The sequence below is a fragment of the Hydrogenophaga sp. IBVHS1 genome, from assembly GCF_002127265.1.
Taxonomy (GTDB): Bacteria; Pseudomonadota; Gammaproteobacteria; order Burkholderiales; family Burkholderiaceae_C; genus Hydrogenophaga.
The window spans coordinates 1,689,013-1,715,722 of record NZ_NFUU01000001.1 but is presented as its reverse complement, the minus strand read 5'-3'; the positions used below and the strand labels follow the sequence as shown (position 1 = coordinate 1,715,722).

Genomic DNA, 26,710 nt, shown 5'->3' with positions numbered 1-26,710 from the left:
CCTGAGCGACGGCCTTTTTCATTTTTCTCGCCGCAACCACCACACGCCATGCAGCACCAGAAAATCCTTATCCTCGATTTCGGTTCACAGGTCACCCAGCTGATTGCCCGGCGCGTGCGCGAGGCACATGTGTACTGCGAGGTCCATCCCTGCGACGTGAGCGACGACTGGGTGCGCGAATTTGCCGCCGATGGCCAGCTCAAGGGCGTGATCCTCTCGGGCAGCCATGCCAGCACCTACGAGGAGCACGACCTGCGTGCGCCGCAGGCGGTATGGGACCTGGGCGTGCCGGTGCTTGGCATCTGCTATGGCATGTTCACGATGGCGGTGCAGCAGGGTGGCCAGGTCGAGGCCAGCACGCACCGCGAGTTCGGTTACGCCGAGGTGCGGGCCCATGGCCACACTGAATTGCTCAAGGACATCGCAGACTTCACAACGCCCGAAGGCCACGGCATGCTCAAGGTCTGGATGAGCCACGGCGACAAGGTCACCGAGCTGCCCCCAGGCTTCAAGCTCATGGCCAGCACGCCGAGCTGCCCCATTGCCGGCATGGCCGACGAGGCGCGCGGCTACTACGCAGTGCAGTTTCATCCCGAGGTCACCCACACCCTGCAGGGCCGGGCGCTTCTGGAGCGCTTCGTGCTCGGTATCTGCGGCACACGGCCCGACTGGGTGATGCGGGATCACATCGCCGAGGCTGTGGAAAAAATTCGCCAGCAGGTGGGCGACGAGGAAGTCATCCTGGGCCTTTCAGGCGGCGTCGATTCATCCGTGGCTGCGGCGCTCATCCACCGCGCCATCGGCGAACAGCTCACCTGCGTCTTCGTCGACCATGGGCTTTTGCGCCTGAACGAGGGTGACATGGTGATGGACATGTTCGTCGGCAAGCTGCACGCCAAGGTGATCCGCGTGGACGCTGCCGACCAGTTCCTCGGCCACCTGGCTGGCGTGAGCGATCCCGAGGCCAAGCGCAAGATCATTGGCCGCGAATTCGTTGAAGTTTTCAAGGCCGAAGCCGCCAGATTGATTTCAAGTGGTACTTCAACAAAAGGCGCCAAGTGGTTGGCACAAGGGACAATTTATCCAGACGTTATTGAGTCTGGGGGCGCCAAGAGCAAGAAGGCCGTCACCATCAAGAGCCACCACAACGTGGGTGGCCTGCCCGAGCAGTTGGGCCTGAAACTTCTGGAACCGTTGCGAGACCTGTTCAAGGACGAGGTGCGGGAACTCGGCGTGGCGCTGGGTCTGCCGCACGACATGGTCTACCGCCACCCATTTCCCGGCCCCGGCCTGGGCGTGCGCATTCTGGGAGAGGTGAAGAAGGAATACGCGGATTTGCTGCGCCGGGCCGACGCCATCTTCATCGAGGAATTGCGCGCCACCATCGATGCAAGCAGTGGCAAATCCTGGTACGACCTGACCAGCCAGGCATTCACCGTGTTTCTGCCGGTGAAAAGCGTGGGTGTGATGGGCGACGGCCGAACCTACGACTACGTGGTGGCCTTGCGCGCAGTGCAGACCAGCGATTTCATGACCGCCGATTGGGCCGAGCTGCCGTACGCGCTGCTCAAGAAGGTCAGCAGCCGCATCATCAACGAGGTGCGTGGCATCAACAGGGTGACTTACGACGTGAGCTCAAAACCGCCAGCGACGATTGAGTGGGAGTAACTCAGGACCTTTCAGGATCTGTAGCGACAGCTTGATTGATCACTCCGTGTGAGCACTGCCTCCCAAGGCCGATCTACAAGTTCGCTATCACGACCAGCAGAGGTTGGCGCTCTGGTGCCTCATGTGACATTCGTCGGAAGCTGCGCGGTTGCTTGCCGTTTTGCTGTTGAGATAAACCTGACGTTGACGACCTGTAGAGGAACTCACCAGTATGATGAGAAACATCTCTCATCAGGCAAGTGCAAATAATATTCGGACGAGGAGACACGGTGACTCGCGTTGACATTGGGGTATTTGCGCACAACGAGGCCGGAGGCATCGTCAAAATGCTCGGGGGGCTGATGCAACAGGACACCACTGGTCTGGATGTCAGGGTATTGCTGTTGGCCAATGGCTGTACGGACGATACCGTCATTCGGGCGCGGTCTTTTGTTGGTCTCGAAGAGAATCAACACCCCAACCTGCGAATCGAAGTGTTCGAGTTAATCCAAGCTGGAAAATCCAGAACTTGGAACACATACGTACATGAGTTAAGCCGTCCCGATCTGGATGTCTTGATTTTCTCGGATGCGGATATTGAATTGCCAGAACCCGATAGTTTGTTGCGCATGATCCGCGGGTTGTCCTCCAATCCTAATCTCCACGCTTTTAATTCTCATCCCATCAAAGATATTGTTTATCGGCCAAAGAATCTGAGTCTGATAGACAAAGCCCTGGCTTCAGGCAGTGAAACGCTGAACGAATGGAAAACAGCCATTTGCGGCTCTTTGTATGCCATGCCTGCGGTAAAGGCAAGACTGCTGCATATGCCAATAGGTCTTGCCGTCGAAGATGGTTTTCTACGAGCGATGATTCTTACGGACGCGATGTCGATGGAGGAGGATCTTTCGCGAATCAATGGGGATGACGTTTTCCACATTTTTGCAGCGGAGCGATCAATCCGAGCGCTTATACGTCATCAGACCCGCATTGTCATTGGCTCAGCCATCAATGCTGCTGTATTTGACGAACTGCGGTCGCTACCAGTCCACCAAAGACGATCTGCGTTGCAAGATGCTGCCCGTCAGGAAACTTGGCTCGCCGATGTAATCAGATCCCACTTGCCAAAATGGCCATTCGGGTGGATTCCTTTTCACTTCGTCACGAAGCGTAGTCTGTTCATCAGTCGAAGACGCCGAAATCTATTGCGACCCCGGCGACTTCTTTTTCTCTTGCTGGGGTTTGGATTCGATCTTGTTGTGTATGTCAATGCACAGATCAAAATGGCCAAGGGCACGGGAGCGGGGTACTGGTAGCGCTCTGCAGAATCACCCGATCGAGCCTGAAGTCAGAATGATCTGGTGAGTATCCGCCTGGCCATGACCAGCGTCGGCCGATAACCAGGCAGCAGTTTGACTTTCAATCTCGACAAACTGTCTTTGCTCGATATGCCAATGCGCGGCAAGCCAAACTTGCCGCCACAAACATCGGTGCATCCGAAGCCTGCGTCGAACCCAGCCTGCTTGGCCACATCCATTACCGTCTTGTCGTGCAATCCATGCGGATAAGCCAGATATCGGATTCGCCGATCCACAACATCTTCGAGAATCTGTCTGGATAGCGTCAGGTCGGCAAGCAAATCCGACTTCGGGCGCTCAACCATCGACTGGTGCAGGTGCGCATGAGATCCAATTTCAATCAAGGGGCTGGCCGCCAACAACCTCAACTGCGATTTGGACATCATTTTTCGCTTCAAACCGTTGTCAACCCAAACGGTATCAAGGAGCGAACTCGATACAAAAACCGTCGCCGGAACCTGGTATTTTTCCAGGATCGGTAACGCGGTTTCAAACGTATCTGCGTCTCCATCATCAAATGTGACGACGATTCCTTTTGCGCGGTCATCCATACAGGCTTCTGTACGGGCGAGGGCGCGACCGCTTTTTGCCAGAAATTCCATGTGCTCCTGGAATCGAGCAACAGGCAATGCAGCCCCCCCGGCCACCAAATCGGCTCGGTCGTTGATGGAGTGGTAAAGAAGCACGCTGGCGGTCATGCAAACCTCGTTGCTTGAAAGTATCTGGCAACCTCATTCTGCCAGCGCCGGACCGCATCACTCACGCCAGTCGAGATGCTTTGATCTTTTAATCAAAGGCTTCGGGCAATTCAGCACAAAGTCAGCGCGTCACGTACCCGATGTGCTTCTCGCGTGGGCGTTGGACGGCGGTGACGCCAAGTGTTCTGCATGGGGAGAATTGCCGGCCGGCACCGCGTCAAACACCTCCAGCATCGCCTTGGTCAGCCATGTCATCGGCCCCAAAGAGGCGTTGGCGGGCGCGAGGCCGGGCACGAAGCCGCGCGCCATCAGGCGGTGCAGCAGTGCCGGATCGTCGCTGATCACATGCACCGGCACATCCCACGAGGCGCCCGCGCCAGACGCGAGGGCAGGCGCCTGATGGTCGCCCACGACCACCATCACCAGAGACCTTGGGGCGTGGTGACGCAGGTAGTCGGCCATCCAGCTGTTCTGGTAGCGCAGACTCTCCAGATACCGCAACTTGGTCTGCGTCACACTGACAGGCGCAGCCAGCGCAGTGCGGGCCATATCCGCGCTGTAGGCTTGGGGCCCGGTCAGGGTCGACCAGTCATTCACCAGGGGTGCCAGCGGGTGAAACGGCGCATGGGTGCTGGTGGTGGGAAACACGGCAAACCTTGGGCGCTGGTCGTGCTCGGGTGCCCTGCGGTCCAGTTCCTGCGTGTGCAGCAGAGCCATGGCGGCCTGATCCGGAATGCGCCAGAAACCAAAATCCGGCCCCCGGTAGCCCAGGCGCGGGTCGTCGGCCAGGCGCTCGAAGCCATAGAACGAGCCCTCGGGCCAAGGGCGCTTCAAACCCGGCATCCAGCCAACCGTGCGGTAACCATGCCGCGTGAAATGGCTCACTAGGGTAGGCCGCTGGCTGGTGAGCAGCAAGTCGTGGTCTGCCGGGTCGGTGGTGTCCACGCCCGAGAGCAAGGCTGCGTGCGACAGCCATGATGCGCCGCCGAAGGTGGGCGCCACCACGCGTGCCGAGACCACGGCACGGCCGCTTGCTTGAATGGCATCCGCCATCTGGTCGCGTGAAGGCCGCAGCGCGAGCGCCTGGCCAGGTTGATCGAAGGTGCTGGCGCCATAGGACTCGGCGAAGACCAGCAGCACATCAGCCGGCCCCTGCGCGCCCACCAGTCCGGAGAGGTCGCCCGCAAAGGCCGGGCTCTCGCTCAAAGCGGCATGGCGCTGGCCCGGCAGCCATGCCCGAGCCAGCAACGCACCTTGCTGCACGAGCGTGGGCGTGATGGGCAACGAAAAGAACCAGCGCGTATCGCGCGAATCCGGCACATAGGCGGCAAAGCTGACGGTGAGTGCGCCAGTTGCGGCCAGCAGCCCGGGGCGCGCGCGCGGCCAGGAAACGCACGCTGCAAGCGACAGGAAGGATGCACGCACCAACCACCACAACGCCGGCAAACCGACCATCAGCGCCAGCAGTGCCGTAACGACCTGCCATACGGGCAGCACATGGCCGGCCGCGCTCAGCAGTTCGAGGGTGTGGCGGCCATCCCAGTACAGGTTGACCGGCCGCCCCAGCACGGCGGGCGCGGTCACATTCGCGTAGCGCACGAAGACAAGCACCAGGAAGGCCACGGCAAGCGCACCGGCACTGCGGCGGCTGATGTCACCTCGCCAGCCTACCCAGGCCATGAGCGCCACCACCATCAGGCACAGCTCGAACGAGAGGCGCGGCATGTAGAGCACGCCAAAACCCGGCCAGCGGTTCTCGAACGTCAGCAGCGTGTTGAGCAACGCAAGGGCGAGCCCAAAGCGCAGGCCCCAGGCGATGGCGGAGCGCGGTGCCTGCGCCGCACTCACTTGCGAATGGCCTCGAATTCGATGATCAGCGGCACTTCGTCACCCACCCAGCCATTGGCCACGGCGTAGTTCATGCCGAAGGTGCTGCGCTTGAAGCTGCCTCGCGCCGAAACCCCCATCACATACGGCTTGCCACCGGGCCCCCCCAAGGGCGATTCCGCACTCTTGTTCCAGGTGGCCTGCAGCGTGAGCGGCTGCTTCTTGCCCAGCAGTTCGAGCTCACCGGTGATGTCGAAGGTGCGCTCGCTGGTGCGCCTGGCCGCAGCGGCGGTGAACACCATGCGGGGGAATTCGCCACTGTTCAGAAAATCGGGGCCTTTGAGGTGGTCATCCCGCTTTCGCTGGTTGCTGAACACGCTGGCGGTTTCCACCTCGATGCGCACCTCGGAGAGCGTGGCCGTGGCTTCGTCGAACCGGTAGCTGCCACGCGCCGAGCGGAACATGCCGAGCACTTTGGCGTAGCCAATGTGGTCGACCAGAAAGGCGACCGTGAGGTGATCGGGATCGATCTCGTAGCGGGCGGCCTGGGCCTGCGCGGGCGCGGTGGCCAGCAGGGCGGCACAGAGGGTGAGGGCGGGCAGCAGGAAACGTCGCATGGTTCAGATCTCCTTGGATTGAGCGCGGTGCAGGAACCGGATGTCGATGGCGAAGGACAGCGTGAGGAGCGCCAGGCCGATGGCCGCCAGCGCCGACGCGAACAGCGGCGGCACGATGGGTCCAAGGCAGACGATCAGCGTGGTGATCTGCACCACACACACCGTCTGCCGACGCCGGTTCGGCGGCAGCGCGCCGTTCAGCCAGGGCCACACCTTTGCCAGCGCGACGAAGGCGTATCGCATGAGGCCGCTGGCCAGTACCCAGACGCCAGCCTGGCCGGCCTGCCAAACCAGCGCGCACAGCACCAGTGTGAAGAAGGCGTCGGTTTCCATGTCGAAGCGCGCGCCGAAGTCGCTGGCGAGGCCGCTGCGTCGGGCCAGCGGGCCGTCCACCGCATCGAGCAGCGCGGTGGCGCTGGCCAGCACCACCACCGCCCACCAGGCCAGGGAGGGCAACTGCTCGCCGAGCAACGCGGCAAGCAGCGCACACACCCCCAGCCGCAGCAGGGTGACGCGGTTGGCACTGCCGAAGCGGCCATGCGGGTGGCGCGCTTGCCCGGGGCCAAAAAGGCTGTGCCACACCAGCCAGAGGAGCACGCCGAAAAGCATCAAGGTCTTGAGTGAAAAATCTGTTCCCAACCCACCGGCGGCGCCCAACGCCACGGCAGCCACAGCCGAGAGCGCCAGGGCGGCGCCCAGGGACCTTGCGGCGTCCGCTCTCAGCGCAGACCGCTCCGCGCCAGCGAGCGTGACAGCGTGGTTGGGGGTTATTGGCTGCGACATAAGATGCAGGCGTCAGAAGCAGGTGGACGGAGGGCTGGCGGGATCATGGCACGCACAGCCCGTCGGATTCACCATTCCCCATTTCGTTCATGTCCTTCCAATCTGATCAACCATTGGTGGCCGCGCAGGCCTGCTGGGTCGTCTCACCCGGCCAGGCCGAGATCCGCCACGAAACCCTGCCGCCACTGGCACAAGGCGATGTCCGGGTGCGCACGCTGCACACGGCGGTGAGCCGGGGTACCGAAGGGCTGGTGTTTCGCGGCGAGGTGCCTCCGAGCGAATGGCAGCGCATGCGGGCTCCCTTTCAGGCAGGCGATTTTCCCGGCCCCGTCAAGTACGGTTATGTGAACGTCGGCGTGGTCGAAGCTGGCCCGGCAGACCTGCTTGGCCGCACCGTGTTCTGCCTTTACCCGCACCAGACGCGCTACCAGGTAAACGCGGACGCCGTCGTTACGCTGCCCGAGGGTGTACCGGCCGCGCGTGCTGTGCTCGCTGCACAGATGGAAACCGCGCTCAACGCGCTCTGGGATGCTGCACCGGGCCTGGGCGATCGGATCGCCGTGGTGGGAGGTGGCACCGTGGGCCTGCTTGTGGCCTGGCTGGCCGCGCGCCTGCCTGGCTGCGAGGTGCAGGTGATCGACACCGAGCCCTCACGCGCAGCGCTGGCGCAGGCGTTGGGCGCCAGCTTCAGCCTTCCCGGCGACGCTCGCACCGGGGTTGAATGGTTGTTTCACACCAGTGGTCAGGCTGCGGGGCTCGCCACTGCGCTGCGCCTGGCGGCCTTTGAGGCCACGGTGCTGGAACTCAGCTGGTACGGCAGCCGCGCAGTGAGCGTGCCGTTGGGCGAAGCCTTCCATTCGCAACGCCTCACGCTCAAGAGCTCGCAAGTGGGCCATGTGGCACCGGCACAGCGGGGGCGCTGGAGCCACCGCAGGCGGCTCGCGCTGGCGCTTTCCCTGCTCACCGATCCCGTGCTGGATCGCCTGATCACTGACAGCGCGCCGTTCAATCAATTGCCCGAGGTGCTGGCCCGGCTGGCCGGTCCCACCGCCCCACAAACGCTGTGTCACCGCATTGATTTCCCAGACTGAGAAAGAGAGAACAACGATGTACGCCGTCAACGTCAGAGACCATTTCATGATCGCCCACAGCTTCCAGGGCGCGGTTTTCGGGCCCGCGCAGCGCATGCACGGCGCCACCTATGTGGTGGACCTCGAAATGCGCCGCGAGGCGCTGGATGCCGACGGCATCGTGGTCGACATCGGGCTTGCTACGCAGGTGCTGCGTGAGGAGCTGGCGGCACTCAACTTCCGCAACCTCGACGAAGCGCCCGAGTTCAAAGGGCGCAACACCACCACCGAGTTTCTGGCGCGCGTCATATTCGACCGCGTCGCTGCGCGCATTGCCACCGGCGCCATGGGCGCGCAGGCGCTGCCCACCGCGCAAGGGCCAGGGCTGGGGCAGATGCGCGTGACGCTGCACGAATCGCACGTGGCCTGGGCGGCGTACGAGGGGAAGCTGCCTGCGCACCCGGCATGAAATCCTTCGTCTTTCTCGTTCCGGGCGACTGGAACGTGCGCACCGGTGGCTACGGTTACGACCGCCGGCTCTCGAGCGAGCTGCGCCAGACGGGGTGGTCTGTGGATGTGCGTCAGCTGGCCGGCAACTGGCCCGAGCCCGACGGCGCTGCGCGCGAGGCAGCCGCCGCGGTTTTTTCCGCGCTGGCCGACGACACGCTGGTGCTGGCCGACGGCCTGGCCTACGCGGTGCTGGCTGATGAGATCCGGCCACACGCCGCGCGCCTGCGCTGGGTGGCGCTCGTGCATCACCCGCTGTACAGAGAAACCGGGCTGGACGATGCTGCCCGAACACGCCTGAGGCTGGCCGAAATCGATGCCTTGCAGTTGGCGCGAATGGTGGTGGCGTCGGGCCGCGTCACCGTGGACGACCTCATGTCGATGGGTGTAGAGGCGCGGCGCATCGCCGTGGTGGAGCCCGGCACCGATCCCGTGCCACCGCGCCCACCACAAACGCGGTCGCCTGGCCCGGTGCGACTTCTCTGCGTTGCCACGCTGACCCCGCGCAAGGGGCACAAGGTGTTGCTGCAAGCGCTAGCCGGCCTTTGCGATGCGCCATGGGAACTGCACAACGTGGGCAGCCCCGAGCGCGACCCCGAAACCGCAGCGGCACTGATGGCCCAGGCGCAGCCACTCGGTGCGCGCGTGCACTGGCACGGCGAACTCGATGACGCCGCCCTGCAGGCACGGTACGCCGAGGCCGATGTGTTCGTGTTGCCTTCACTGCATGAGGGATACGGCATGGTGGTGGCCGAGGCGCTGGCCCACGGGCTGCCTGTGGTGGCCACGAACGCAGGCGCGCTGGCGCACACGCTGCCAGCGCAAGCGGGGCTGCATGTGAATGCGGGCGACGCCGCTGCCTTGCGCACTGCGCTGGGCCGTGTCATCACCGACGGCGCCCTGCGCGAACGGCTCGCGGCCGGTGCCCGCGCGGCGGCGCAGGATTTGCCGGACTGGCCCCGGCAAGCTTCAGCTTTTGCCCGCGTGCTGGAGCAACTGACATGAGCACTGAGACCTTCAGCGCCGACTGGCTGAGCCTGCGCGAACCCTTCGACGCCGCCGCCCGGGCAGAAGCGGCGGTCCGCCTGCGACTCGGCGCCCGGCTGGACGCGCTGCGTCCTCCAGCGGGCACCCCGTGGCGTGTGATCGACCTCGCCTGTGGCACAGGTGCCAACCAGCGCTGGTTGTCACCGCACCTGCAAGGTCCGCAGGAATGGCTGATGGTGGATCACGACGATTCCTTGCTTCGCCGCGTGCCCGATCCGGCAAGCGGCGTCGCCATCCTTCGTCAGCGGCTCGACCTCATGGCCTCGCTCGAAACACTGCCCTGGCACGCCGCCCACCTTGTAACCGCCTCGGCGCTGCTCGACCTCGTGGGCACCGCGTGGCTGCAACGCCTCGTGGCCGCCTGCGCCTCGGCGCGCGTGCCGCTGCTGCTCGCGCTCAGTGTCGACGGGCGCCACCTTTGGCAACCCCGCGACCCGCTGGATGAGGAGGTGGCCGCGCTGTTCGCGGGGCACCAGCGGCGCGACAAGGGTTTGGGCTCTGCGCTGGGTGCCCAAGCCGCGAACACACTGCTGCCGGCCCTGCGCAAGGCAGGCTACAGCGTTGTGCAAGCGCGCAGCGACTGGCGGGTGAATGGCCTTCGGGATGCCGCCGGCCCGTACTTGCTGAAGAGCCTGATCGATGGCATGGCCGACGCCGCCGTGGAGCAGGACGCGGGCCAGGCCGCTGCTGTGCGCGGCTGGCAGGCGCGTCGACGGGACCTGGCAACGACGACCCGGCTGCGCGTGGGCCATGTCGACGTGCTGGCCTGGCCGCGTTAGCTGCGCAAATCCAGGTCCCAGAGCATGTCGTCGCCCAGGCGCAGCGTGCGTGCCGGTGGGCGAGGGCATTCCACCATCACGTCGCGGGCGGGCACCTGCAGACCGCGACGGCCATTGCCAATCAGCACCGGCGCCACCACCAGGTGCAGCCGATCAAGGGCGCGAGCGCCAAAGAAGCGCGACACAGTGACACCTCCGCCCTCCACGAACAGCACCCGCTGACCGTGATGGCTGAGGGCCTCCACGGCGCGCTCGGCGCGGTAGCAGGCGGTGGGGTTGCGCGGGTCCAGCAGCCCATCCACCGCCAGCACCTGCGCCGAGGCCGGGGCGTCCTGCAGGCGTTCGCGTGCTGTGTCCGCGTAGCGGGTGTCGCACACCCACAGGCTGGGCGACTGGTCGTCGCGAAACACGCGAGAGCGACCATCGAGCCGAGCGTGAGGATCCATCACCACGCGCATCGGCTGTGGCCCTGGCACACGACGCGTCGTGAGTTGCGGGTTGTCGGTGGCCACCGTGCCCGCACCCACCACCACCGCATCGCAGAGTGCGCGCAATCGGTGCAGGTGCAGCAGGCCGTGGGCCCCGTTCACATAGTAGGAATCGCCGGTGGCCGTGGCCACGAAACCGTCCAGGCTCTGCCCGAGCTGGGCCACCACCCAGGGACTCGCCTCCTGGTGCTGGCGCCGCCGCTCGCGGGCATCGAGCAACGGTTTGTAAATTCTGAACAAGGCCTCGGCGCGCGCACTGCAATCGCCCTTCATTGACCAGCCGCCTTCCACGGAGTGGCGCAGGCGCGGCGTCGCGATTCCATCGCGCGCCTGCAGCAATTGCTGCCAGATCAGCGGCCAGTCGGCCGGGATGTCTGTGACCCGGTCGTTGGCGGCCTCGGGTGGGGAGGAGTGCAGCGCGAGTGTCGGCATGGGCGCATCATCTCATCGCACTTCGGGTGCCAGCCAAATGCCCGGAAAGGCCCCAGAAATCGCTCGGGGCTCGGGGATTCATTTCCACTTCGGGGTGTAGTAGGGGTCGTCCCGGTCGGCTCCGCCTTCCGGGCTAGCGGGTGCCTGCGAGCCCTGCGCAAAGGCAATGGTCAGCCCGGCCAGCACCAGCGGCAGCAGCGCGACAGGGACAACGGACGCGGAGCGCCAAGCCCACAGGCAGGCCACGCCGGCCACGCTGGCCACCATGAGCGCAAGCTGCGCCAGCAGCAACGAGCCTCCGAGCCCGGCCCACACCGCCAGCGCGATCGCCAGCACGGTAACAAGCGCCATGGTCAGCAGGCCGCTTCCGCGACGCAGTGGCTTTGTACCAGGTGCGTTCAGGCCCACTGCAAGCGCTGCAGCGAGCAGCCCCGCCAACACCACCCAGGGAATGGTTTGTGCGCGAGAGCTGGCGGGCCAGTCGAAGCCAGGCCACACCGCCAGGGCGAGCAGCAGGCCCAACGCGGCGCCCAGTGACGACCAGCGTTCACCGAGCAGCCGAAGCAGCGCGATGGCTGCCAGTGCAAGCAGAACGGGCAGCACGAGGCTCTGGAAAGCGGGGTGTTGAAGGAAGGTCATGGCGAGGCCTTTTTCGGGTCGCACATCATCGCACCAGCGGTGGAAAAAGGGGCCGGCATACACTGCGATTCTCCTGACTCCGAGCCGCCGTCATGTACCTGCCGCCCCAGTTCGTTGCCAAAGACATCGCCATCGCTCGTGAACTCATGCGTGCCCACCCGTTTGCCAGTCTCGTCTCCACCGACGACGAAGGCTTGCCGTTTGTGACGCACCTGCCGCTGCATCTGGTGGAAGAGGGCGACGCACTGGTGCTGCTGGGCCACGTGGCGCGCCCCAATCCGCATGCGAAATATCTGCTCGAGCGGCCCAGGGCCGTGGTTACTTTCATGGGACCCCACGCTTACATGACACCGCGTGTCTACCCCGATCTGGCGCGTGTGCCGACCTGGAATTACCTGGCGGTGCATTGCACCGTGCAGGCCAGCGCCGTGGATCGGTTCGAGGACAAGGACCGCCTGCTCAAGCACCTCATTCACGAACACGATCCGGCGTATGCGGACCAGTGGCGCGGCCTGGACGAGGAGTTTCAGCAGAAGCTGATGCGGGGCATCGTGGCCTTCGAGCTGCGCGTGACCGAACTGCAGTGCAAGCTGAAGATCAATCAGCACCGGCCCGAATCCCACGCGGCGCTTCACGCGGCCTATGCAACCGGCAGCCCCGACGAACAGGCGCTGGCCGGCTGGATGCGCCGCCTGGGGCCGGGTACACTGCAACAAGGGTGAACTTTCGGCGAACCGGGCGCTCCACCCCCGGTCCTTGCCGCTCTTGAATTGCCTGCCGACCATGCCCATGCTCTCTTTGCGTTCCGTCCTGTATCTGCCCTTGGCAGTCGCTGGCCTCGTGGTCATCGGCTTTCTGGCGCCGACGCACGCTCAGGACGCCAGACCGCCGGAGCTTGCGACCGCCGCTGTGGATGCCCGCTGGCACGCCAGTCTGGAGGCCTTTGCGGCGGCCGACCTGCGCCAGGCTCCCCTGCCGGGCGGGGTGCTGTTCGTGGGAAGTTCATCGATCCGGCTCTGGAACGATCTGGAAACCAGCTTCGCCGACCAGCCGGTGGTGATCAAGCGCGGCTTTGGCGGCTCGCAGCTGCTCGACTGCGTGAAGCTGGTGAACCGCCTGGTGTTGCCCTACAAGCCGCGAATGGTGGTGGTGTACGCGGGCGAGAACGATATTGCTGAAGGTGCCTCGCCCCAGGAGGTGCTGGAACGTTTCACCGCCTTCGTGCAGACGGTCAAGGCCGATCTGCCCAACAGCCGCATCGCCTTTGTCTCCATCAAGCCCAGCCCATCGCGGGCGGGCCTGCTGCCTCTGGTGCGAGAGGCCAACGAGCTGATCCGCGCCTACAGCCAGACCGAGCCGCAACTGGAGTTCATCGACGTGTATTCGCTCATGCTCGATGCCAATGGGCAGCCGCGGGGGGAGTTGTTCTCCAGCGACCGCCTGCACCTCAACGCCGAAGGCTATGCCCTGTGGCAACGGGTGATTGCAGCGCACCTGAAAGTCTGAGCCTGGTTTTTTGAGCTGCCCGCAGGGCACGCGCACGGCGAGCCGCCAGCCGGCGGTCGCGCGCCATAGACAGCCTGGCCACCACCCACAGGCCGTAGAAGCCCACGAACAGAATCAGCAGGTCCACTGACCAGGGCCGTTCCGGTCGTGCGGCACCGAAAACGGCCAGACCCAGCAGCGCCAGCACGAGGTGGGCACAGAACACCGGCAGGGCCGCCTTGCCCAGTGTTTCCAGCACCGGCACGCGCGGCAACCACCTCTTGAGCGTGGGCGCGAAGTGCATCGCCAGCAGCAGCAGGGCCAGCACGTTGATCAGGCGCAGCGGGCCAAGCTGCCACTTGTCGAACAGCAGGTTGATGCCCGGGTTGCCGGGCAGGGGCGTCTGGCCCACTGCGTGGCGCCAGAGAAACGCGGTGAGCGCGCCGGCAAGCGCCACCATCACCATCCAGCGCGGGAATCGCGTGGGTGAATGGTCGGGCTGGCTGTGCATCGCGCCCATCCACAAGCCCAGCACCCAGAGAAACTGCCACGCCAGGATCTCGAAGGCGCCCAGATCCTGGTAGCGCAGCGGCATGCTGAACCAGCCGGTGGCCCAATGGAAAAGCGCTGGCCCGAGACCAAACTGCGCGCCCAGCCACACCAGGAGACTCAACAGCAGCACGCCGCGCCAACCATGCTCCATGCCGTGCAGGAGGATGACCGGGCTGATCAGCATGAAAACGATGTAGATCGGCAGGATGTCGAGCAGGGCCGGGTTGTAGAGCAACAGGCTGGCGCTCACCACGGCCACCATGGGCTTCTCAAGAAAGAAACCCAGCAGGCCGGTGACCGAATCTTCGCGGGTGACGAGGCCAATGCCGGCAATGACGGTGAAAGCGAACAAGAGCAGCGCCAGCTGGCAGGCGTAGAGCTTGAGAGCGCGGTTGAAGAAGGCCGACTTCATGGCGGCCTCGCCCTGTCGGTAGGCCTTCTCGCTGTACACCATGCCCGCCATGTAGGCCGACAGCAGCACGAAGCCCTCTGCCGCCGACACGAAGCCCAGCGGTTGTCCCGCTGGGTCCGACACTTGGGTGGGCAGGTGGGTCAGCGTCATCAGCACGAGCATGAGGCCCCGCAAGGCATCGAGCTCCCACCGACGCTCGTCCTGGCTCATGGGCGATGCTCCGAGGTGAAATCAGGTGATCGTGCCCACGCGGGGCTTGAAGTTCCCATCCCTCGACTTTGATCGAAACCCGCCCTGACGATCGTGCGCTTGCACACCGAGGGCCACCAGAAACAGGCCGGCGAAGGCGCCCGCCAGCAGCACAACGTCGGTGCTCCAGGGCCGCACCACCTGGGTGGAGCCGAAGAAGGCCAGCGTGAGCAACGCAATGACGATGTGGGCGCAAAAGACCGAGAGGGAATGCCGCCCGAGCAATTCGAGCGGCAACGGGCGCGGCAGCACCGTCCGCAGCCAGGGACCGGCAGACACCAGCAGCACGAACACACTGGCGAAGTTGAGCACACGCAGGGGCCCGAGCGACCATTTGTCGAGCAGCAGGCCCACTGCCGACACGCCAGGCATCGGGTCCTGCCCGGCCACGTGGCGCCACAGCAGCATGACCAGCGCGTAGAGTGCGGCCGGCGCCAGCACCCAGTGCGGGAACCGCGGCAAGGGGTGTTGCCGCGCACCCAGCCACAGACCCACCACCCAGAGCGCCTGCCAGGCCAGCCAGTGGAAGGCACCCGTTTCGCGGTAGGGAATCGGCAAGCCGGTGAGCGCTGCGATCAGTTCGTAGACGGCCTGGCCCAGGCCCCATTGCTCGCCCAGCCACAACAGCGCACTGGCCGCGAGCACACCGCGCCAGCCCTGCCGCAAGCCCAGGCGCAGCAGCCAGGGACTGAACAGCATGAGCGCGATGTAGAGCGGCAGGATGTCCAGCAGCGGTGGGTTGTGAATCAGCAAGGCTGCACCCACCACGGCAGCGCGTGGATCGATGAAGAAATACTCCAGCAGGCCGGTCACACCTCCCTGCTGGTTGCGCACACCCAGCCAGGCGATGAGCGTGAAGGCCAGCACCAGCAAACCGAGCTGGCACAGGTAGAGCCGCAGCGCGCGTTCTTGAAACGCGGTCTGCATGGCAGGTACGCCGTCGCGCCGCGCGCGGGCGCCATATACCTTGCCGGCCATGAAAGCCGAGAGGAACACGAAACCCTCGGCCGCAGAAACGAACCCGAAAGGCTGGCCCGATGGCAACGAATACATCGTTGGCATGTGGGTCAGTGTCATCAGGACGAGCATGAGACCGCGCAGGGCATCAAGCTCCCAGCGGCGTTGCGGCATGGGGAAAAATCAGGGTAAACCAGAAGAACCCGCGATCATGCCAGAGGCCCAGTGCGCCCGGAGGCCTCGCCTACACTGGCGGGCATGTCTTTTTTCATGCCCGACGACGAGGCTTTCATGCGCCTGGCCATCGCAGAGGCCCGCGCCGCGGCTGAAGCCGGCGAAGTGCCGGTGGGTGCGGTGGTGGTCAAAGACGGGCGGGTCATTGCCTCCGGGCGCAATGCCCCCATCGCGAGCCACGACCCCACGGCTCATGCCGAGATGGTTGCCTTGCGCGCCGCCGCCCTGGCGCTGGGCAATTACCGGCTCGATGGCTGCACCCTGTTTGTGACCCTGGAGCCCTGTCCCATGTGCAGCGGAGCGCTGCTGCATGCGCGGCTGGCCCGCGTGGTGTTCGGCGCAACCGACCCCAAGACCGGAGCGGCCGGTTCGGTGCTGGACCTTTTTGCCCAGCCCCAGCTGAACCACCAGACTCAGGTGCAGGGCGGTGTGCTGGCGGCGGAATGCGCTGCGCCGCTGCGCGAATTTTTCAAGGAGCGCCGTGTGAATCTCCATCCTTTGCGGGAAGACGCCTTGCGTGCACCCGACCAGCGCTTCGAGGCGCTGCCCGGTTACCCATGGTCGCCACACTACCTGAGCGATCTCCCCTCGCTTGCGGGCCTGCGTCTGCACTACCTCGATGAAGGCGATTCAAACGCGCCGCGGACCTGGCTCTGCCTTCACGGCAACCCAGCGTGGAGTTACCTCTACCGGAAGATGATCCCGACCTTCCTGGCCAACGGTGACCGTGTGGTGGCGCCCGACCTCATTGGTTTCGGTCGCAGTGACAAGCCCAAGAAGGAGGGCGCGCACAGCTTCATGTGGCACCGGCAGGTGCTGCTTGAGTTCATCGAGCGGCTGGACCTCCGGCGCGTGGTGCTGGTGGTTCAGGACTGGGGCGGCTTGCTGGGCCTGACGCTGCCCATGGACGCGCCTTCGCGATACCAGGCGCTGCTGGTGATGAACACCACGCTGGCCACCGGCGAAGCTCCGCTCTCGCCCGGTTTTCTGGCGTGGCGCGCCATGTGCGCCCAGAACCCAGATTTCAACGTGTCGCGGCTGTTCGCGCGCGGCAACCCGCAGATGAGCGCCACCGAGTGCGATGCCTATGAGGCACCGTTCCCGGACCGGGGCCACCGCGCCGCATTGCGGGCGTTTCCGGCATTGGTGCCCGAGCATCTTGACGACGACGGCGCGGCCGCCTCGCGCCGGGCGCGCGATTTCTGGCAGCACGAATGGCAAGGACGCAGCCTCATGGCTATTGGCCAGCAGGATCCCGTGCTGGGTGAGCCGGTGATGCGCCACCTTCAGGCGCAGATCCGGGGCTGCCCGGAGCCGATGCTCCTGCCGCAGGCGGGCCACTTCGTTCAGGAGCACGGCGAGGCCATCGCGCAAGCCGCGGTCCGCCATTTCACCGCCGGATAATCGGGACCTTTTGCACTGCACGACATGAGCCACATTTACGTTTACTCCCCCTCCAGCGCCGTGCGCGACAAGGCCGCATTCAGGCGCGGCGTGGCCCGGTTGAAGAAGCTCGGGCACGAGGTGGAGCTCGACGAGGCGGCGCTCAAGAGCCACATGCGCTTTGCCGGCGACGACGAGACGCGCCTGGCCGCCATCGGCCGCGCGGCGGCCAGCGGAGCCGACGTGGCGCTGATCTCGCGAGGCGGCTATGGGCTCACGCGCATCCTCGGTGCCCTGCCAGTCAAGCAGATCACCAAATCCATCGAGCGCGGTACGCAGTTTGTGGGCCTGAGCGACTTCACTGCGTTGCAGATGGCTTTGCTCGCCAAAACCGGCGGCGTGACCTGGGCTGGCCCCGCACTGGGCGAAGACTTTGGCGCCGAGGCACCGGACGACATCATGGAGGCCTGCTTCGACGACCTGCTGGTGGGACACGGCGAGGGCGCGGGCTGGACGCTGCCGGCGGGCGACGCACTGAAAGAGTCGGTGCTGCGCGTGCGCGGCGCCACGCTTTGGGGTGGCAATCTCAACGTCATCTGCTCGCTGGTGGGGACGCCCTATCTGCCAAAGATCAAGGGCGGCATCCTGTTTCTGGAAGACACCAACGAACACCCGTACCGCGTGGAGCGCCAGCTCACGCAACTCTTGAACGCCGGCGTGCTGGGCGGGCAAAAGGCGGTGTTGCTGGGTTCGTTCAACCGGTTCAAGCTGGTGCCTGGCTACGACCGGGGATTCAACATGAAGAGCGTGGTGGCGTGGCTGCGCACGCAAACAAAAACGCCGGTGTTCACCGGCTTGCCGTTCGGGCACGTGCAGACCAAGGTGCTGCTGCCGGTGGGACGCAAAGTCGACTTGATGGTCGAAGGGCGCGACGCCCTCATTTACTGGGGCTGACTGGAGGGGAGTTTTTCCAGAAATGCCGCGGGGGTGGGCTTATCGAACCCTCATGCGGCAGGAGTCCATGAGACTCTTGGGCACCAGGCCCTGAAACACGGGCGAGAGGCTCTGAACACGGTGCACCGCCAGCGCCTCACCGTGCATCTGGCTCAGCACCGCCACCATCTCTGCGCGAGCGAACCACAGGGCGTGTGCATCGTGCAGGTATTTGAGCTTGCGGGTGAGCTGAGGATTGGCCTTGATGCCTTCTTCCCCCAGGGCGGCCAGCATCGCTTCTCGAACCGGCTCCAGAGCTTCGGTCGAGTCTTTTCGCAATTCGGGGCTCAGTAGCGCCGAGATGCTGTTGCGGATACCGGGTTTGAACCAGCGCATGGAGTGGCCTCAACGACTTTGTACTAATTGGATACAGGATACGTCCCGTTTCCTGTGTCTTGCAATGACATATTTTGCACCAAAGTCGAAAAACAACAGATAAATCAAACGTTTACAGGGGTTTATTCAGACTGAGGCTGAAGTGTGTAATACCTTTTCATGCGTCCAAGGTTGCAGGTGGGCACAAGAGGCGCGGCGTGTCGAATGGTTTTCGGGGCACAAAAGGGAGGCCTGTCAAGCCGCCAGGCGGGGTATGGATCGGGGTCGCGCTCGCTCTCAGAATACCGGGGGTGGTGTGTTGTAATCCAGCGCATATTCCTCCGTCCTATGGCCGAACTGACTATTGCTTTTGTCGACTTGACCGGCAGCGTCTCCGTGTTTGAAACACTGGGTAACGACCGCGCCACGAAGGCCGTGACCAAACTGACGCAATGGATCGGCACGATTGGTGTCGAAAGCGGCGGCAAGGTGGTGAAGATGCTGGGCGACGGGGTGCTGCTTTCGTTTTCCAACAACCGCAGCGCGGTGGAAAGCATGGTGCAGATCCAGCAGGAGCACGCCAAGCGCGTGGCCCAGTGGCCCAACCGACTCAAGCTGCAGATGCAGATCGGCATGGCACGAGGGCAGGTGGTGGTGGTCGACGGCGATTGTTTCGGCGATGCCGTGAACGTGGCTTCCCGGCTGAGCGATCTGGCCGGACCCGAGCAGATCATGGCCACCGACACCGTCATCCGCAAGCTCGGCCCTCGAAACGGTGTGCGCAGCCGCAGCCTGGGTCCCATGCGCATCAAGGGCAGGGTGGAGCCCTGTGAAGTGTTCCGCGTGGAATGGCAGCCCGAGATGCTCTCCGAATTCCTGACCTTGCCGGCCGACCTGCATGCGCTGAACAATTCCACCGAGTCGATGTTCGGCGGTATCGAACTCGCCTGGCTGGATTCCACCCACGCGTTCAACATCACCGATCTGCCGCTGAAGATAGGGCGTGTGCCCGAGGCCGATTTCATCGTCAGCGATCCGCGCGTCTCGCGCCTGCACGCGGCGATCGACATCCGCTCGGGCAACTACGTGCTCGAAGACATCAGCAGCTATGGCACCTGGGTGCGTTTCGCAGGCGGCGATAACGCCATTTCACTGCGCCGCCAGGAATGCCTGCTGCACAGCGATGGCGAGATCGCCATGGGCGCGCCCTTCAGCGATTTCAGCGCGCCCACCGTGAGCTTCAAGCTGGTGGACGGCACCTTTTCCCTTGGTCACGGCCTGGTCCGCAAGTAGACCCGGCAGACACCACAACAAACGCTTCGGACCGGTGCGCCGGACTCGGGGCGACGCAGGAGACAACCCGTGCGCTGGATTAGACGATTGGCGGCCCTGCTGGGCTTCGTGCTGGTGCTGCTGATAGCGCTGGCGGCGTTTTACGTGCAGCGCAGCTTGCCCCAGATGTCGGGAACACTGGCTTTGCCGGGGCTCTCTGCGCCGGTCAAGGTGCAGCGCGATGCCAGCGACGTGACCCACATTCTGGCCAGCCGCCCCACCGACGCCTGGATGGCCATGGGCTACGTGCACGCGCAGGAGCGTGGCTGGCAACTGGAGTTCAACCGCCGCGTGATGCGAGGCCAGCTCTCGGAAGTGCTGGGCCCGGCCACGCTGGAGACCGACCGGCTCATGCGCACGCTGGGCATCCGCGAGGCGGCGCGTGCCCAATTCGACGGTTTGCCGCCCGAAGCGAAGGAAGCCGCGAAAGCCTACAGCGCGGGCATCAACGCGTTTTTTGCTCAGGAGAACCAGGCCCTGACGCCTGAGTTTCTGTTGCTGGGCATCGACCCTTCCGAAGAGGCGAAAGCGGGCACCTGGTGGGACCCTCTGGACAGCGTGGGCTGGTCGATCATGATGGCACTCGACCTCGGGGGTAACTGGGGCAACGAATTCGCGCGACTCTCTGCGCTCAAGGTGGTCGACACCAAGGCGCTCTGGGAGCTGTTCCCGCCCTATCCAGGTGAGCAGCCGGCTGCATCGGCGGATCTCGCGGCTCTGTACAAGGGTATGGGCGTGTACCGCTCGGCACCCGTGACCACCAGCGCCGCGCCCACGGCACAGCCGGCTGAAGGCCTGCGTGAAACTTTGTTGGCCCGCATCGGCGCAGACATGCAGCGCTGGACGGAAGGGCTGGGCGACGTGGAGGGCAAGGGCTCGAACAACTGGGTGGTGGCGGGCTCGCGCAGTGCCACCGGCAAGCCCCTGCTGGCAAACGACCCGCACCTGGGCCTGAGCGCGCCCGCCATCTGGTACTTTGCGCGGCTGCAGGCACCGGCGGTTGAAGGCATGCCAGGCATGGACGTGATCGGTGCCACCTTGCCGGGTACGCCCTTCGTGGTGCTGGGCCGCACGGCCGAAGTGGCCTGGGGCTTCACCAACACCGGCCCCGATGTGCAGGACCTCTACCTGGAGCAGATCAACCCCGCCAATCCATCGCAATACCGCGTGCCTGGCAGCGGCAGCGAAATGGCGTGGGCAGCCTTCAACACGCGCACGGAAACCATTCGCGTCAAGGGTCAGATGGACGTGATCCACACGGTGCGCAGCACGCGCCACGGCCCGGTGCTGAGTGACGCCCAGGCGCACCACGCGCAGGTGCTCGACACCACCCGTTTCGTGCTGTCGCTGCGCTGGACGGCGCTGGACGCGGACAACCGCAACGTGGTGGCCACCATGAAGTCCAACCAGGCGCGCTCGGTGGCCGAACTGGTCGACGCCATGCGTGAGTTCCATGCGCCGATGCAGAACGTGGTGATGGCCGATCGCAGCGGTCGTATCCAGTACAAGGCGGTGGGCAAGATCCCGCTGCGCTCGCCGGCCAACGACATCCGGGGCGTGGCGCCCGCGCCTGGCTGGGACGCACGTTACGACTGGCAAGGCTGGCTGCCGTTTGAAGACACGCCACAGGACGATGGCGCGCGCGGCTGGATTGCCACCGCCAACCAGCGAATTCACGGTCCGGACTACCCGCACTTTCTGACCCAGGACTGGGCGGCACCCTACCGCCAGGAACGCATCGAAGCGCTGCTCGAAAAAACACCGAGCCACACCGTCGAGTCTTTCCAGGCCATGCATGCAGACCAGTTCTCGCAAGCCACGCTGCGCCTGCTTCACTTCCTGCAGAAGACCACGTCCGACCACCCGCTGGCCACCGCCGCGCAGGCTGCATTGAAGGACTTCGATGGCGTGATGAGCGCCGACCGCGCGGCGCCGCTGATCTACTCGGCCTGGGCCGACTCATTCACTCGCCGGGTGGTTGGCGGGCGCCTCGGCAAGGAACGCTTCGAGGCCATGTACGGCAAGCGGTTGTTCCGCAACACCATCGAGGGCGTCCTGGAGCGCGACGACTCAAGCTGGTGCGGCGCGGCAGGTTGCGCTTCGGCCAGCAGCGCAGCATTGGCCGATGCGCTGGACCGTTTGCAGAAAGTGCATGGCGCTGACGTGTCGGCCTGGCGCTGGGGCGATGCACACCCTGCGATCTCGATCCACCGTCCGCTGAGCAATGTGAAGCCACTCGCCCACTTCTTCGAGGTGCGTAGGCCCACGGGCGGCGATCCGTTCACCGTGAACGTGGGCCAGTACCACCTGGACAAGCTCGACGCACCGTACGCCAACCGACACGCCGCCAGCCTGCGCGCCATCTACGACCTGGCCAACCTGGACAACTCGCGCTTCATTTACCAGACGGGGCAGAGCGGCAACGTGTTTTCAAGCCGCTACCGCGACATGAGCGAAGCCTGGGGAGGAGTTCAGTACCGGGCCCTGAGCATGAACCCGGTTGAGTGGAAGTCGGCGCTCGAACTCAAACCCTGAAGTTCATTTCAGGTTGCCCGAAAGGAACTGGGCAAGACGCTCGCTCTTGGGGCGGGTCAGCACCTCGGCCGGCACGCCTTGTTCCTCAATGCAACCCTTGTGCAGGAAGATGAGGTGCGAGGACACCTCGCGGGCAAAGCCCATCTCGTGCGTGACCACCACCATGGTTCGGCCTTCTTCGGCCAGCAGCTTCATCACGCGCAACACCTCGCCCACCAGTTCGGGATCGAGCGCGCTGGTGGGTTCGTCGAACAGCATCACGTCGGGCTCAACCGACAGCGCGCGTGCGATCGCCACACGCTGCTGCTGGCCTCCACTCATGTGGGAGGGGTAGCGGTCTTCCACGCCGCGCAGTCCCACGCGTTCCAGGTAGCGGCGGGCGGTTTCCACGGCCTTGTCTTTGGGAATGCCCAGCACGTGCACCGGCGCCTCGATGATGTTCTGCAGCACCGTCATGTGGGCCCAGAGGTTGAAATGCTGGAACACCATGGCGAGCTTGGTGCGCAGGCGTTGCAGCTGTGCGGCGTTCACGGCGCGCAGTTCACCGTGGCGGTCGGCCTTGAGCTGCAGTTCTTCGCCGCCGAGCACAATGCGCCCGCTGTTCGGGTTCTCCAGCAGGTTGATGCAGCGCAGCAGCGTACTCTTGCCCGAACCCGAGCTGCCAATCAGGCTGATCACATCGCCCGCGCGCGCCTGCAGCGAAACACCCTTGAGCACTTCGTTGTCGCCAAACCGTTTGTGGATGTCGTGCACCTCCAGCAGGGGACGAGCGTCGGGGCGTGGGGTGGGGGTTTCGGTGGTCATGCGGATGGCCAGTTTGGAATCGGATTCAGGCGCCGAGCAGGTTGCCCGAACGGAACGGGGTGGCGCCGGCGATCTTGCCCACCTCGCCCCCAGCGACCACGTAGCGTTCGCGCACCGTGGCGTACAACACCCCGGCCACTTCGGCGCGCACCGGGTGCACCCGCGCCTGCTCAGGCGCGGTAGGGTCGATCACCTCGGCCACCACATCGCCCACGGCCAGCCGGGCGCCGGGTGCGGCCAGAAACACCAGCACGCCGGGCACCGGTGAATGCAGCGTTTGTGAGCCCGAAAGCGGCGTGGGCGTGCAGGGCAGGGCCGGCAGTGCGGGCAGCGTTGCGGTGGCGATCACGCCACTGTGTTCCAGGAAAGAGAGCAGAGCCTGGGCATCCTGCCGTGCGAGTGCGTGAGAAACGTTGGCCTCGCCGCGCAGCTCCACGGTGGTGCTGGCGCACCCCTGCGGCAGGGGCACCTGCACGCCAGCGGCCTTGAGCCGGTCTGCCAGTTGCCACCATAGGCCCGAGAGGCGCTCGTCAAATGGTCCGCCGCCAGATTCGCGCGCCAGCAGCACGGCTCGGCAGCCCAGCAGGCGGGCCAGCGGCTCAAGCGGTGGCCAGCAGGCTTCTTCGCTGTAGAGGTGCATCACCGCCTCGCAGTCGCAGTGCAGATCAAGCACCAGATCGGCGTCGTGCGAGAGCCTCAGCAATTGCCGGCGCAGGCCTTCAAGCTCGCTGGAAGGTTGCCACGATTTGAGCCATTGGCCCACCAGTGAGCGCACGGTGGCCACGTTGGCTCGCGCGTCCTGCCCGAGCTGCTTCATGGCGTCGGCCAGCACCGCTTCGGCCAGGTCCGGGTAATGGCGATTGAAGTTCTGCGCCGTGTCGAACTCGAAACGTCCCATGGCCTTGTGGTCGAGGCGCTGCGCCAGGCCAATGGGGTTGGCCACAGGCACCAGCACCACCTGGCCACGAATGCGACCCTCGGCCTCGGCGGCCTGCAGGTGTTCACGCAAGTGATGCGCCACCAGCATGCCGGGCAGTTCCTCGGCGTGAAGGCTGGCCTGTATGTAGACCTTGGGACTGGCGTCGGGCGAGCCAAAGTGGAAGCTCACCAGGGTCTTCTGGCTTCCCAGGCTCGGGCTCGGCAGAGGGTGTTCGATTCGCTGCATGCCGCTTGGGACCTGTTCGCGGTTCAGTGCGCTCTCGGCGCGAGGTGAGCCAGAAAATGGCGTTCGGCCAGTTTGAACGCGCCCACCAGACTGAACGTGATGGTGAGGTAAATCCCCGCCGCGAACAAGTAGGCTTCAAACGGTAGGTAAAAGTCTGAGTAGATGCGGCTGGCCGCAGCCGTCACATCCAGCATCGCCGGCACGGTGCTGGCCAGGCTGGTGGCGTGCAGCATCATCACCACCTCGTTGCTGTAGGCCGGCAAAGTGCGCCGCAGCGCACTCGGCAGCACGATGCGGCGCAGCGCCAGGCTGCGGCTCATGCCCATCGCTTGTGCGGCCTCGATCTCGCCCGGCGCGGTATCCCGGATGGCGCCGGCAATCATCTCGGCCGTGTAGCCGGCGGTGTTAAGGCTGAAAGCCAGCAGGGCGCAGAAGAAGGGCTCCTTGAAATGCGTCCACGGCCAGATGTCGTTCCAGCGCGCCTGGATCCAGTCAAGCTGGGCCAGGCCGTAGTAAATAAGGTAGAGCTGAATGAGCAGCGGCGTGCCCCGGATCACATAGGTGTAGGCCCCGACCAGCCAGCGCAACGGCGCGATGGAGCTGGTGAGGGCCAAGGCAAACAACAGCGCCAGCACCGCACCCACGCCAAGCGACGACAGCAGAAGCCACAGCGTGGTGATCAGCCCCTCGCCATACATGGCGAGTGTGCTGGGGCGGAAGATGACTTCCCAGTTCATGTCAAGCTCGCGCCCGCTTCACGCCCATGCTGAAGCGGCGGTCCAGCCAGCGCAAGGCCCACAGCGAGATCGTGGTGTAGATCAGGAACAGTGCGGCCGCAAAAAGAAAATACGTGAACGGCTCACGCGTGGCCGCACTGGCCTGCTTGGCGAGATACGTCATCTCGTGCAGGCCGATCAGGCTCACCAGCGCCGTGGCCTTGATCAGCACCAGCCAGTTGTTGGTGAAGCCGGGCAGGGCGTAGCGCACCATCTGCGGTGCGGTGATGCGCAGGAAAGTGCGCAACGGGCTCATGCCGAACGCCCAACCGGCTTCCATCTGGCCCTTGGGAATCGAAAGGATGGCGCCCCGGAAGGTCTCCGTCATGTAGGCGCCGTAGATAAAGCCGATGGTGAGCATGCCCGCCAGGAACGGGTTGATGTCCACCGAAGCACGGCTGCCCATGGCCTCGAGCAGCTTGTTCAGGCCAATCGTGCCGCCGTAGAAGATCAGCAGCATCAGCACCAGTTCAGGGATGCCCCGCACCAGGGTGGTGTACGCCGTGGCCAGCCCCACGAGAATGGGACGGCCTGAGAGCTTGGCGCTCGCGCCCAGCAGCCCGAGCAGAATGGCCACCACCAGCGCAGCCAGCGAGACGCCCACCGTGAGGAGGGCGCCTTGCAGGATCGAGGCGTGGTAGCCGGTCAAGGCGCCGGGCTTTTAGTTGCCGTAGACGTCGAAGTCGAAGTACTTCTTGCTCACTGTCTCATAGACGCCATTGCCACGAATGGCCTTGATGGCGGTGTTCAGCTGATCCTTCAGCGCCGTGTCTTCCTTGCGCAGCGCCACGCCCACGCCAGTACCGAAGTACTTGGTTTCGTTGAGCACCGGGCCCACGAAGCCGTACCCGGCCCCTTCGGGCTTGCTCAGAAAGCCGCCGTTGACTTCCACCTGATCAGCCACCGTGCCGTCCAGACGGCCCGACTTGATGTCCAGATAGACCTGGTCCTGGGCTTCGTAGGGAACGATGCTGGCACCCGCGGGCTTGAGCTCACCCATGGCGTATTTCTCCTGGGTACTGCCCTTCAGCACGCCGATCTTCTTGCCTTTGAGCGAGGCCAGATCGGTAAAGGGCGTGCCGGTTTTCACGACGATGCGGCTGGGCGTGAAATAGTATTTGTCGGTGAAATCCACCACTTGCTGGCGTTCTTCGGTGATGGACATCGAGCTGACGATGACATCGTATTTTTTGGCCTGCAGGCCGGGGATCATGCTGTCCCAGACTTGTTCGACATACGTGCACTTGCGCTTGATCTCATTGCACAGCGCCTCGGCGATGTCGACGTCGAAACCGGTGGGCTTGCCATCGGCGGTCTTGAAGGTGAACGGCTCGTAGGTGGGGTCGATGGCAACCTTGAGTTCGGGCATTTCTGCAGGTGCCGGCGCGGCGGCAGGCGCCGCTGCGGGTGCGGGAGCAGCCACAGGTGCCGGCGTTTCGGTTTTGCCGCAAGCCACCAGCGTTGCGGCGCCGATCAGGCTGAGGGTCAAAAGAAGATGTTTCATGTGCGTCTTTCAGCGACCAGCCTCGAGGCCGGCCAAATGGTTGTGAGCAGGCGATGGATTGTAGGTGCAGGGCAATGAAGTGCTTGTTCTCCGGAAGCAGGTGTTTGCCCTGTAAGAGTTGC

Annotated in this window: 26 protein-coding genes; 12 read left to right on the top strand and 14 right to left on the bottom strand. The window is 64.6% G+C overall.

The window, feature by feature from the left end:
• Window positions 1-48: 48 nt before the first annotated feature.
• A complete protein-coding gene (guaA, locus tag CAP37_RS08190) occupies window positions 49-1,668 on the top strand; it encodes a glutamine-hydrolyzing GMP synthase (protein ID WP_086123726.1) in 1,620 nt (539 codons plus the stop codon).
• A gap of 269 nt (window positions 1,669-1,937) precedes the next feature.
• Window positions 1,938-2,963 carry a glycosyltransferase family 2 protein gene (locus tag CAP37_RS08185; RefSeq protein ID WP_086123725.1) on the top strand — a complete coding sequence of 342 codons (1,026 nt, stop codon included), beginning with the start codon at window positions 1,938-1,940 and terminating at the stop codon, window positions 2,961-2,963.
• A 32-nt stretch (window positions 2,964-2,995) separates the two neighbouring features.
• On the opposite strand, the gene CAP37_RS08180 is transcribed toward CAP37_RS08185, so the two are convergent.
• The 4 genes from CAP37_RS08180 to CAP37_RS08165 form a co-directional block, all read right to left on the bottom strand.
• Window positions 2,996-3,703, bottom strand: coding sequence for a polysaccharide deacetylase family protein (locus CAP37_RS08180; RefSeq protein WP_086123724.1), 708 nt, complete (start codon window positions 3,701-3,703; stop codon window positions 2,996-2,998).
• 129 nt (window positions 3,704-3,832) lie between these two features.
• Complete coding sequence (locus CAP37_RS08175; RefSeq protein WP_086123723.1) at window positions 3,833-5,551, bottom strand: hypothetical protein; 1,719 nt, start codon at window positions 5,549-5,551, stop codon at window positions 3,833-3,835.
• Entirely contained in the window at window positions 5,548-6,147 is a 600-nt protein-coding gene (locus CAP37_RS08170) for a YceI family protein (RefSeq protein ID WP_086123722.1), read from the bottom strand. The genes CAP37_RS08175 and CAP37_RS08170 overlap by 4 nt, the downstream gene beginning before the upstream one ends.
• A gap of 3 nt (window positions 6,148-6,150) precedes the next feature.
• On the bottom strand, window positions 6,151-6,930 hold the full coding sequence (locus tag CAP37_RS08165) for a CDP-alcohol phosphatidyltransferase family protein (protein WP_086123721.1): 780 nt from the start codon (window positions 6,928-6,930) through the stop codon (window positions 6,151-6,153).
• Window positions 6,931-7,019: 89 nt separating this feature from the next.
• Here CAP37_RS08165 and CAP37_RS08160 point away from each other — a divergent pair, with 89 nt between their 5' ends.
• From CAP37_RS08160 to CAP37_RS08145, 4 genes are read left to right on the top strand one after another with little or no spacing between them, the layout of a single operon-like run.
• On the top strand, window positions 7,020-8,021 hold the full coding sequence (locus CAP37_RS08160) for a zinc-binding alcohol dehydrogenase (RefSeq protein WP_086123720.1): 1,002 nt from the start codon (window positions 7,020-7,022) through the stop codon (window positions 8,019-8,021).
• Window positions 8,022-8,037: 16 nt separating this feature from the next.
• Window positions 8,038-8,469, top strand: coding sequence for a 6-carboxytetrahydropterin synthase (locus tag CAP37_RS08155; RefSeq protein ID WP_086123719.1), 432 nt, complete (start codon window positions 8,038-8,040; stop codon window positions 8,467-8,469).
• Window positions 8,466-9,512 carry a glycosyltransferase family 4 protein gene (locus CAP37_RS08150; RefSeq protein ID WP_086123718.1) on the top strand — a complete coding sequence of 349 codons (1,047 nt, stop codon included), beginning with the start codon at window positions 8,466-8,468 and terminating at the stop codon, window positions 9,510-9,512. Before CAP37_RS08155 ends, CAP37_RS08150 begins: the two co-directional genes overlap by 4 nt.
• Entirely contained in the window at window positions 9,509-10,333 is an 825-nt protein-coding gene (locus tag CAP37_RS08145) for a hypothetical protein (protein ID WP_086123717.1), read from the top strand. The genes CAP37_RS08150 and CAP37_RS08145 overlap by 4 nt, the downstream gene beginning before the upstream one ends.
• Here CAP37_RS08145 and CAP37_RS08140 read toward each other — a convergent pair.
• Window positions 10,330-11,253: a RibD family protein gene (locus tag CAP37_RS08140; RefSeq protein ID WP_086123716.1), complete on the bottom strand. Its 924-nt coding sequence runs from the start codon at window positions 11,251-11,253 to the stop codon at window positions 10,330-10,332. The genes CAP37_RS08145 and CAP37_RS08140 overlap by 4 nt on opposite strands.
• Window positions 11,254-11,331: 78 nt before the next feature.
• Entirely contained in the window at window positions 11,332-11,892 is a 561-nt protein-coding gene (locus CAP37_RS08135) for a hypothetical protein (protein WP_143435902.1), read from the bottom strand.
• Window positions 11,893-11,984: 92 nt separating this feature from the next.
• Here CAP37_RS08135 and CAP37_RS08130 point away from each other — a divergent pair, with 92 nt between their 5' ends.
• Both CAP37_RS08130 and CAP37_RS08125 read left to right on the top strand, forming a co-directional pair.
• The gene (locus tag CAP37_RS08130; RefSeq protein WP_086123714.1) at window positions 11,985-12,614 is read left to right on the top strand and encodes an FMN-binding negative transcriptional regulator; all 630 of its coding nucleotides are present in this window, start codon (window positions 11,985-11,987) and stop codon (window positions 12,612-12,614) included.
• A 61-nt stretch (window positions 12,615-12,675) separates the two neighbouring features.
• On the top strand, window positions 12,676-13,398 hold the full coding sequence (locus tag CAP37_RS08125) for an SGNH/GDSL hydrolase family protein (RefSeq protein WP_086123713.1): 723 nt from the start codon (window positions 12,676-12,678) through the stop codon (window positions 13,396-13,398).
• On the opposite strand, the gene opgC (CAP37_RS08120) is transcribed toward CAP37_RS08125, so the two are convergent.
• Both opgC (CAP37_RS08120) and opgC (CAP37_RS08115) read right to left on the bottom strand, forming a co-directional pair.
• Window positions 13,340-14,551, bottom strand: coding sequence for an OpgC domain-containing protein (opgC, locus tag CAP37_RS08120; protein ID WP_086123712.1), 1,212 nt, complete (start codon window positions 14,549-14,551; stop codon window positions 13,340-13,342). The genes CAP37_RS08125 and opgC (CAP37_RS08120) overlap by 59 nt on opposite strands.
• 21 nt (window positions 14,552-14,572) lie before the next feature.
• Complete coding sequence (opgC, locus tag CAP37_RS08115; RefSeq protein WP_086123711.1) at window positions 14,573-15,721, bottom strand: OpgC domain-containing protein; 1,149 nt, start codon at window positions 15,719-15,721, stop codon at window positions 14,573-14,575.
• An 84-nt stretch (window positions 15,722-15,805) separates the two neighbouring features.
• Here opgC (CAP37_RS08115) and tadA point away from each other — a divergent pair, with 84 nt between their 5' ends.
• On the top strand, window positions 15,806-17,185 hold the full coding sequence (gene tadA / locus CAP37_RS08110; protein ID WP_179190164.1) for a tRNA adenosine(34) deaminase TadA: 1,380 nt from the start codon (window positions 15,806-15,808) through the stop codon (window positions 17,183-17,185).
• A 24-nt stretch (window positions 17,186-17,209) separates the two neighbouring features.
• Window positions 17,210-18,118, top strand: coding sequence for an LD-carboxypeptidase (locus CAP37_RS08105; protein WP_086123710.1), 909 nt, complete (start codon window positions 17,210-17,212; stop codon window positions 18,116-18,118).
• A gap of 39 nt (window positions 18,119-18,157) precedes the next feature.
• Here CAP37_RS08105 and CAP37_RS08100 read toward each other — a convergent pair whose 3' ends face one another.
• The gene (locus CAP37_RS08100; protein ID WP_086123709.1) at window positions 18,158-18,493 is read right to left on the bottom strand and encodes a hypothetical protein; all 336 of its coding nucleotides are present in this window, start codon (window positions 18,491-18,493) and stop codon (window positions 18,158-18,160) included.
• Window positions 18,494-18,820: 327 nt separating this feature from the next.
• Between CAP37_RS08100 and CAP37_RS08095 the strand changes: the two genes are divergently transcribed.
• Complete coding sequence (locus CAP37_RS08095) at window positions 18,821-19,765, top strand: adenylate/guanylate cyclase domain-containing protein (RefSeq protein ID WP_086123708.1); 945 nt, start codon at window positions 18,821-18,823, stop codon at window positions 19,763-19,765.
• 69 nt (window positions 19,766-19,834) lie between these two features.
• Entirely contained in the window at window positions 19,835-22,339 is a 2,505-nt protein-coding gene (locus CAP37_RS08090) for a penicillin acylase family protein (RefSeq protein WP_086123707.1), read from the top strand.
• 3 nt (window positions 22,340-22,342) lie between these two features.
• Here the strand turns inward: CAP37_RS08090 and CAP37_RS08085 are convergent, their stop codons facing one another.
• From CAP37_RS08085 to CAP37_RS08065, 5 genes are all read right to left on the bottom strand, one after another.
• Window positions 22,343-23,143 carry an ABC transporter ATP-binding protein gene (locus CAP37_RS08085; protein WP_086123706.1) on the bottom strand — a complete coding sequence of 267 codons (801 nt, stop codon included), beginning with the start codon at window positions 23,141-23,143 and terminating at the stop codon, window positions 22,343-22,345.
• Between the two features lie 25 nt (window positions 23,144-23,168).
• Window positions 23,169-24,251 (bottom strand): succinylglutamate desuccinylase/aspartoacylase family protein, encoded by a 1,083-nt coding sequence (locus CAP37_RS08080; RefSeq protein WP_256926912.1) that lies wholly within the window; start codon window positions 24,249-24,251, stop codon window positions 23,169-23,171.
• A gap of 80 nt (window positions 24,252-24,331) precedes the next feature.
• Entirely contained in the window at window positions 24,332-25,045 is a 714-nt protein-coding gene (locus CAP37_RS08075; RefSeq protein WP_086123704.1) for an ABC transporter permease, read from the bottom strand.
• A 1-nt stretch (window position 25,046) separates the two neighbouring features.
• Window positions 25,047-25,733: an ABC transporter permease gene (locus CAP37_RS08070; protein ID WP_086123703.1), complete on the bottom strand. Its 687-nt coding sequence runs from the start codon at window positions 25,731-25,733 to the stop codon at window positions 25,047-25,049.
• A gap of 12 nt (window positions 25,734-25,745) precedes the next feature.
• Window positions 25,746-26,588, bottom strand: coding sequence for an ABC transporter substrate-binding protein (locus CAP37_RS08065; RefSeq protein ID WP_086123702.1), 843 nt, complete (start codon window positions 26,586-26,588; stop codon window positions 25,746-25,748).
• Window positions 26,589-26,710 lie beyond the last annotated feature (122 nt).